Here is an 8,307-nt window from a genome sequence, read left to right as displayed (position 1 = left end):
CCGCCGCGGCTGTTGACCGCCTGCACCCAGGCATCGAGCGCACGGCGCTTGCAGCGGTCCTGCTCCGAGTCCTCGCCCTTGATCTCCAGCACCATCTGCTTGCCGTTTGCGAAGCGGATCAGGAAGTCCGGCACGTAGCGCCGGCGGCTGCCGCGCCAGAGGTAGTGCACCTGAAAGCCGAGATGGTCATTGCGCGCGAAGGCGGCGACTCCGGCGCAGGCTTCCAGCCGCCCGACCGTGTACTGCTCCCAGGTGCTGTCGGCGACCGCGTGGCTGATCTGCGACTTCGCGGTTTCGAGACACGGCCGGGTCGTGTACCAGGTGCGCATCTGCCGGGTCGAGCCGATCGGCCATTGCGGATCGAACACCGGCTCCAGCCGCTCGACGTTGCGCTGTTCGATCTGCCCGATGACGTGCTGAACGATCTCGTCGATCGACAGCGCGATCAGGATGCGCCGGCGCAGCGGGTCCTGATGGAAGCGCGACGGAATCTCCAGCCGGTCCGACGCGAAGAAGCGCTCGACCAGCCGGATCAGTTGCTGCACCAGCCACTCGCGGCTGCCTTCGTAGCCCGGACGCAACTGCTCGAATGCCTTGCGCGCGGCGACGAACAGCAGGCGTTGCAGGCGGAAATCGGCCGGCAGCTTTTCAAGATCGATGCTGACGGCGCGCGACAGATCGGCGGCATCGCCGAGCGCCGGCGCCAGCTCGGCGCTGAGCTGGATGCGCGCCGGATCGATCTTCAGCGCCGGCACCTGCGCCCAGTCGATCGTCAGTTCCGGGCGCACGACGGCATCGATGCGCAGCACGTTCGGCCAGACGATCTCGAAGTCGCTGCGCTCGGCGAGCGACTGCACGGCCGTGCTCGGGCGCGGCGGCGGCGGCGGATCACCGCCTTCCTCGCTGTCCTGAAACACCGTCAGCGGCACGCCGAACACGTTGACGTATTCGGGCCGGAACAGCTCGCGCTCGACGCCATCCGGGCAGCGCACGGTTTCGGTCTCGTAGGCCACGCGCCGCAGGCCGCGGCCGACCACCTGCTCGCACAGCAACTGGCTGGTGAAGGCGCGCAGGCCGAGGATGTGCGTGACGTTCTTCGCATCCCAGCCTTCCGAGAGCATCGCCACCGAAATCACGTTCTGCAGGTCCTGTCCGCCCGTGCCGCGCTTGCCGACGTTATCGACGATGGCGCGCAGCAGTTCCTCCTTCTTCAGTGCCCGCAGTTCGGCCTTGCGCGTGGCCGGAATGTCGGTCGCTGCGACGATGGCCTGCAAACATTCCTCGTAAGCCTTGTCGCTGCCGGCAGCCTCGCCGGCTTCGGCCTTGGCGAGCACCTTCGAATCGACGCGCAGCGTGCGTTCGGGGGCCTGCAGTTCCGGCCACTGCACATCGCCGCTGCCGAAGTAGTGCTCGATGCGGGCCGCGGTTTCGGTGCGGTTGCAGACGGTCAGCATCACCGGCGGAATGTCGTGGCCGGCGGCCTGCCAGCTCTGGCGGGTCGCCCGCCAGTCGGCGCCGAGCAGCGTGTAGGCGATGCGCACCAGTTGCGGCAGGGCTTCGGTGGCTTGTGCGCCGCGGCGGTTGATGTCTTCGCCGACCTCGGCCTCCCGGTACAGGTGATACAGCCGGCTGCGGTAGGTGCGGGCGTCCGGCAGGGCGTCGTCGCGGATCACGACGCGCGGTGTCTTGACCAGTCCGGCCTCGATGGCGTCGTTGAGTCCGAAGTCCGAAACCACCCAGTCGAACAGTGCCGCTTCGGTGCTGGTCTTGCCGGTCGGCGCGAACGGGGTGGCCGACAGATCGAAGCAGCGCACGATGCGCCGCTGCCGGTGGATGCGGTCGAGCCCGGCGATCCAGCAGGTGGCTTCTTCGAGATCGATGCCGAGGGACTCGACATCCTTGCGGCTGATCTTGAGCTCCGCCGGCCGGCGGTAGGCATGGTGTGCCTCGTCGTTGAGGACGATCAGGTTGCGGCTGGCCGCCAGCGGACCGAGCACGCGCCGCACATAGGCTTCATCGTTTTCCGCGCCCTTGCGCACCACCGAGCGTTCCGGCGGTCGTGCCGGCATCAGCGTGTGCCAGTTCTCGATCAGCAGTTCGATGCCGTTGAGCTTCTGGCGCAGCGCCTCGTTCGGGCACAGCGAGAACTCGTCGTAATAGTTCTGCGGATGCCCGGGCCGCAGGATCTGCAGGCGTTCGCGCACCGTCAGGCCGGGCGCGATGATCAGCACGCGGCTGGCGAACTTCGCGGTTTCCTTCGGATAGGCCAGTGCGTTCAGCACCTGCCAGGTGATGATCATTGCCATCAGCGCCGTCTTGCCGGTGCCGGTCGCCATCTTGCTGCAGATGCGTTCCCACGGCCCGCCGTCGCCGGGCACGAAGATGCCCTGCCGGAATTCGGCCGGGGCCTCGACGTGCCAGATCAGGGTTTCGATGGCTTCGAGCTGGCAGAAGTAGAACGGGTACTGCCGGATCGGGCTGCGGTCCTGCCAGTGTTCGAGCAGTTGCCGGGTGATCGAGGTCAGCCCCGGCCAGCCGGCCGTCCGCCATTCGGCGACACGCTCGCGGATGCGGTTGACCAGATCGAGCGTGACGACGCGCGTGGTGTTGTTGCGGGTATCGAAGATTTCATACCCGGCCGGCCGCCGGCCGCTGACCAGTTCGAGCTGCCGATCACTTTTCCGGCGCCAGTGATGGGTCGGCGGTTCGAACGGGGAATTGATGATCAGCGAATGGTGCATGCCGGTCACACCGTGACCTTTGGTTTTTCAGCCGTTCGACCGTCGCGGGAGCGGGGCGGAGGAAACGGGGAAAAAGCAGTGCGTTTACGGGTGGCTGACATCACGGGCTCAGTTCTTTGTGCAGGTCACGGAGATTGATGTTTGGCCTGTTCCTGATTTTTGCGACTGGATAGGGGCCGGATTTGTCGATTTCGAAACTGCGGTTGCGATGTGTAGTGCCCTTGTGTTCCTGACGGCGAGGTGTGCTGCTGATCAGTCCGCAGAACATCCAGCCATGCGGCCAGTGTGAATGGTATTCCAGCAGCGTGCGCAGCCATTCCATGAACAGCCATGTGCTGTGAATCTGGCGGCTTGCCGTGCCGATGTTTCCGGATTTCAGTTCAACGGCGATGACGAGTGGTGCGTCATCGATTTCGGCAATGATGATGGCGTCGCAGACCTTGTGCATGCCTGCCAGAGCCTGCATGAATGGCCAGGCCATGCGTCCGGACTGGTCCAGTGAGAAACCGAAGGCTTTGGCGCCACTGATTTTCAGGTCCGGATTGCTGGTGGGTTTGTGTTCCCGGACATGCCAGTTGGAATCGATGCGTTCAATTCGCCAGTCACTGTGGATCAATCCCTCGAACACCCCGACCAGTGACATCATATTTCGCCATCTCGATACGCATAGAAGATCGCGTCGCTGGTTTCGTTGAGGTCATGGATTTGTTCGTCGAACGTGCTGGCGTTGATGCCTTCTTCCGCATCGATCGGCATGGCAGATATGGTCTGATTGCTGAACAGCCACGCGGCAACCTTGTCCGGGGACAGGATTTCGTCTTCGGAGTAGCCAAAGCGCTTCATCAGAGCGGATTGTATTTCGTTCTGTTTTGACAGCATGATCATTGAATTGATTTCGCGAACGATGTAATCGCTGTGCGTACTGATGATGACGTGCAGGCCATGGTTGGCAAGCTTTGCCAACAGTCTGGCCAGTTTTCTCTGGTTGCTCGGGTGCAGATTCAATTCCGGTTCGTCAATCATCAATGCATCGCCGGGTTCGGCGCTGTATTCAAGGTATGCCCAAAGACCGAAAAGACTTTTTGCTGTGGATGAAGACAGATGAAATTCCAGTTTCGGCGAAGCTTCCTTGTCGCCACGTCTGGCTTTGTATGGCGTAAAACTGATTTCTCCTTCGGAGTCGATATCGTATCGTCCGCCGATGATCTTCTTCAGTTCCTCCGCCAGTTCATGGTAGATGCCACTGCGCTTTTTACGAATGTCCGGCAATGCGTTCAGCCAGTCAATGTAATCGGCAATTGGCTGGGGATAGCGTGATCTGGCAACATCCTGAATGAGTTGAATGATGTCGATGTCTTTGTCTTTTTTGGTTGCGTGGTGCAGCAGTGCAGTGCGCCTGCTGGCCAATTCCCGATAAAACAAGTGCAGGCCGTTTCTTTCGGCAGGCATCAGGAAAACATTGCGATTGGATGGATTGCCTATCAGGTGCCGAACGATTGCATCGGAAAGGATGGCGTTGATGTCCGGAAACGAATCTGATGATATGACCAGATTGGCAATGATCTCATTGGCTGGCTTGACCAGCCTGAATATCTCGTTGCGTTCACGCCCCAGTGCCAGACGAAAGTCCATTTCGCGCGCGATGCCCCGATCAATGAGCTGCTGGGGGGCAACCTTCCAGGCAAAGTTGGCTTCCTTGAAGAAGTCCGGGGAGCTGTTGAAGATGGAAGGCAATCTTCTTCGGGTATCCGAGTTGATTGCCTTGATGATTTTTGAGCAATTCTCAGTCAGCCAGGCGCCGAAGTCCCAAACTCGTTGTCCTTTGCTGAGCAGTTCATTGGACAGGTCATCAATGCCCGGCAGTTTGTACATTCCGGTGTCGGCCAGGAATCCATAGAGTGCATAAAGCACCCAGGTCTTGCCCGTATTGTTCTGTCCGCATACCAGAGTGAGGGGCTTGAATTCAATCTCGCTGACATCCGCAGTCAGACATCCTAATTTGCTGACCTGAAACTGCCAGCTAGCCAGGTCCAGTTGAGGCTTGGGGTTGACAGTGGCATTCATTCAGTTTGCCCCCAGCATCATCACCTTCAACGATTCAATCCCCCGGTCATCGACGATCTTCACCGCGATCCGGCGATGGTCGCCGGCTGCGAACGGCAGGCTGATGGTGCCGTGGAAGTGGCTGAGGCGGGATTCGTCGAGTTCGGCGCGGATGGTCTTGCGCAGTTTTTCCCAGCCTTCGCCCTTGCCGGCGAGCGGGAAGAATACCTGACGCGGGAACAGGGAGCGTTCGTCGTAATCCGGGTCGAGTGCCCACAGGGCAATCTTGTTCTTGCCGCCGGAAATCAGCTCGCCCTTGATGGTATCGAAGTAATCGAAGCCGTGGACTTCGACTTCATAAAGTCCGTCGGGGCGCTGGCGGACTTCGACATCGGGCTGGCCCATCAGCCAGAAGCTCTGATTGCTGGCGCGGGCTTTCTTCAGGTCTTCGGTCAGCAGGTCGGTGTTCATCTGCGCTTTCAGGGCGGTGATGCCGCGCAGGGCGTCGATGTCCTTGGCGGCTTCGGGGTCGAAGGCGAAGGCGCAGAAGACGATCATTTTCGGCAGCGGGAACAAGCGGCCGGCTTCGGCGAGGGCGTTTTCGACCTGGCGTTGTTCGAGGGCGGCGTGTTCGGGGCCGAAGCTGACGACGACGCGCTCGCCACTGTCGAGATGGCCGCTGGCGTGCAGATTGCGGATGTCCTGATCCGAGGGCAGGGCTTCGAGATCGGTGAACTTGAGCATCTGTCCGCCCTTGCCGCGGATGCCGGTCTTCTGCAGTTCGTCGCGCCACTGATGCTGGCGTCCGGATTCGCCGGTGCGGGCGATGCTGGCGTCGGCTTCGGCGGGGCCGCTGCCGGTATCGTCGAGGCTGCGCACGCTCGGGAACGGTACGGCTTCGACGGTGAACGGGCCGGTGATGCGCAGGCGGGTTTTCGAGATGGCGGGCTGATCGTAGAGCACTTCCTGTTCGGCATGGGCGGCGATGGAGTCGTCCATTTGCCTTTGCATGGCCTGACGGGCGCTGTGGAAGGCATCGAACGGGGCGCGGGCGGCTTCGGGCCAGTCGTCGGGGTAATCGAACGGCACTTCCCATTCCTCGAAGCCGTCACCCTTGGCGAAATCGAGCCATTGTCCCTTGCGTCCGCCTTCGCTGACCTTGAAGCGTTCGCGCGGCGGATGGGTTTTCAGGGTGCCGTTGAGCAGGGCGAGGGCGCGGGTGATGGCCGGATGCAGGCGATCGTGAATGCTGTCGATGTCGGGGTTGTTGGCGATGGATTTGAGCGTGACGTGCGGCACGGTCTTGTAGATGAAGCCGCCTTTCAGCCCTTCCTGCGGGTATTTGAGTTCGTAATAGTCGTAGCTCGCCGTCATCAGTCGCTGTTTGGCAAGCGTGACGGCGACGCGCGAGGTGTCACAGGTGATCCAGCGCCGGCCCCATTTCTCGGCAACATAGGCTGTGGTGCCGCTGCCGCAGGTGGGGTCGAGAACGAGGTCGCCGGGGTCGGTGGTCATCAGAAGGCAGCGTTGAATGACAGCAGCGGCGGTTTGCACTACATACATTTTGTCCGGGCTGCCGGCAACGTCAGTCCAAACATTTGATATTTGATAGGCAGGAAAGTCATCCAAGAAACGTTTGTACCGAAGTGTCTTTGCACCGCCGGTTACCCGTCCAGCTTTGATGAGTCGAGGAAATCCCAATTCTCCAGTCTTCCAATAGCCACCACTTGGTTTCCAGGTAATTCCTTGAAACTCGATAGGAAAAGAGCCAGGTGGCCGATTCGAGACAAGGGCTGTCCATTGGAAATGGCGCCCTGATTTGTCTGTCAAGTTGTAACGTTCGCCGGAGCCATGACCTTCCCCGGCGGTTTTTTCGCGATAGATCTGTCGGTATTTTATAGATATCTTTGACTTCGCGTACCAAATGCAGTAGTCGGCGATATTAGCTAACAGTTCCGCACTTTGCCCACCTGTCTTCTGGACTACGATCACACTGACGAAGTTCTCTGCCTCAAACACATCATCCATGATTTCTCTTACGTGGTGCAGGTTCTCATCCGAAATCTGCACAAACACACTGCCCGACTCGTGCAGCAGTTTGTGGGCAAGCAGCAGACGATCGCGCAGATAAGTCAGATACGAATGGATCCCTAATTCCCAGGTATCCCGGAATGCCTTTATCATTTCCGGTTCCTGCGTCAGATCGGCATCGTTACGGTCCTTCACGTCGCGCTTGCCGACGAACGGCTGGAAATTAGAGCCGTATTTGATGCCGTAAGGCGGGTCGATGTAGATCATCTGCACCCGGCCGGCCATGTTCTCCTTCTGCAGCAGGCTGTTCATGACCAGCAGCGAATCGCCGGCCACCAGCCGGTTCGCCCAGCCGCGTTCGTGGCGGTAGAAATCGATGGCATCGCGCAGCGGCAGATTCTCGAACGGCGCATCGAACAGGCCGTATTGCAGGCGCTGGCCGGGGGCTTTCGGCTTGCCTTCGTCCTTCATGCCCTTGCGCACCGCCGCGAGGATGCTCGCCGGGTCGATGCGCTCGTGAACGTGCAGGCTGACGGTATCGACCTCGAACTGCGTGCGCTCGGCCTTGCCCGCCCATTGCAGATACGGCGATTGCAAACGCTTCAGCTCCTCCAGCGCCATCCGCATCACTTCCGCCTCGCCCGAAGCCAGCGCCTCGTCGATCAGCGCCTCGATCTGCGCGCGCTGCGGATCGAACTGCAGCGCCGGGTCCAGATGCTGCGAATAGGCCCAGACCTGCTTGCCGGTTTCGGGGTCGGTCGCCGGCGTCACCATGCCGACTTCCGGATTGTTCACGCGCCGGTCGAGGTGGCGATATGACAGCACCTGCACCGACTCATCCTTCGCCGGTCGTGCCGCCACCGGCGCCGACGGCTTCGGGGCCGTCGTGCGCAAGGGCAACTGCACCGGCGACGGCGGCGGAGCAACCTGCGATTCCAGTGCAAAGCCGCCCGACGCTTCGGCGACTGCCGGCATCTGCTCCTCGCCTGCAGCCTCGTCCCCGCTGAGCGCCGGCGACACCGCGACCGCTGCCGGCACCGGTTCCGTCACCGGCACGACCGCCGGCTGCGCCTCGATCTGCGCCCGACGCACCGAACCTCCGCGCCCGGCACCCTTCAGCAGCGTGCCATCCGCCACCAGCGCCGCCTGCGCCGCCCAGTAGTCGGCCTCCGGCACACCGAGCGCCTTGCGCAAGGCCGTGTTGCCGATCGACGAACCATCAGCGGGCACCAGCGCGAGCAGCGCCTGCTGCAGGGGCGGGATCGGGGTGGACATGGGGGGACTCCTTCGGGGCTTCCTGTCGAACAGCGCAGCCTGAACATCCGCAAGACTCATTACATAGCGGCCCGCACGCGGCGCGTCGCCGTCCGTACGCGGGGCGGACGGCCGCAAGCGCGGGGGCAGCGGCGGCGTGCGCCGGCGATGGCTTGTGCCACCGCCGGCACGATCCGGCAAGCCGCACCTGCCGGCATCGGCCGGCAAGCCATGCACG

4 protein-coding genes are annotated in these 8,307 nt (G+C 61.7%); all 4 read right to left on the bottom strand.

All coding sequences use genetic code 11. The features are described 5' to 3' along the window. The coding region (locus tag PKE44_RS04585) for a DEAD/DEAH box helicase family protein (RefSeq protein WP_324548517.1) at positions 1-2,741 on the bottom strand (2,741 nt) is incomplete at its 3' end. Positions 2,742-2,841: 100 nt separating this feature from the next. Further along, positions 2,842-3,387, bottom strand: coding sequence for a hypothetical protein (locus PKE44_RS04580; protein WP_324548516.1), 546 nt, complete (start codon positions 3,385-3,387; stop codon positions 2,842-2,844). Continuing rightward, positions 3,384-4,805, bottom strand: coding sequence for an AAA family ATPase (locus PKE44_RS04575; RefSeq protein ID WP_324548515.1), 1,422 nt, complete (start codon positions 4,803-4,805; stop codon positions 3,384-3,386). Before PKE44_RS04575 ends, PKE44_RS04580 begins: the two co-directional genes overlap by 4 nt. Next, the gene (locus tag PKE44_RS04570) at positions 4,806-8,090 is read right to left on the bottom strand and encodes a DNA methyltransferase (protein WP_324548514.1); all 3,285 of its coding nucleotides are present in this window, start codon (positions 8,088-8,090) and stop codon (positions 4,806-4,808) included. Positions 8,091-8,307: the final 217 nt, after the last annotated feature.

The organism is Plasticicumulans sp. (assembly GCF_035331805.1).
Lineage (GTDB): Bacteria > Pseudomonadota > Gammaproteobacteria > Competibacterales > Competibacteraceae > Plasticicumulans.
The sequence above is the reverse complement of the archived record's forward strand: the minus strand, read 5'-3'. Positions and strand labels throughout refer to the sequence as shown.

Bases quoted from the DNA above. Each gene is read 5' to 3' on its own strand.
- PKE44_RS04580 (WP_324548516.1), bottom strand. From the start codon at position 3,387: ATGATGTCACTGGTCGGGGTGTTCGAGGGATTGATCCACAGTGACTGG.
- PKE44_RS04575 (WP_324548515.1), bottom strand. From the start codon at position 4,805: ATGAATGCCACTGTCAACCCCAAGCCTCAACTGGACCTGGCTAGCTGG.
- PKE44_RS04570 (WP_324548514.1), bottom strand. From the start codon at position 8,090: ATGTCCACCCCGATCCCGCCCCTGCAGCAGGCGCTGCTCGCGCTGGTG.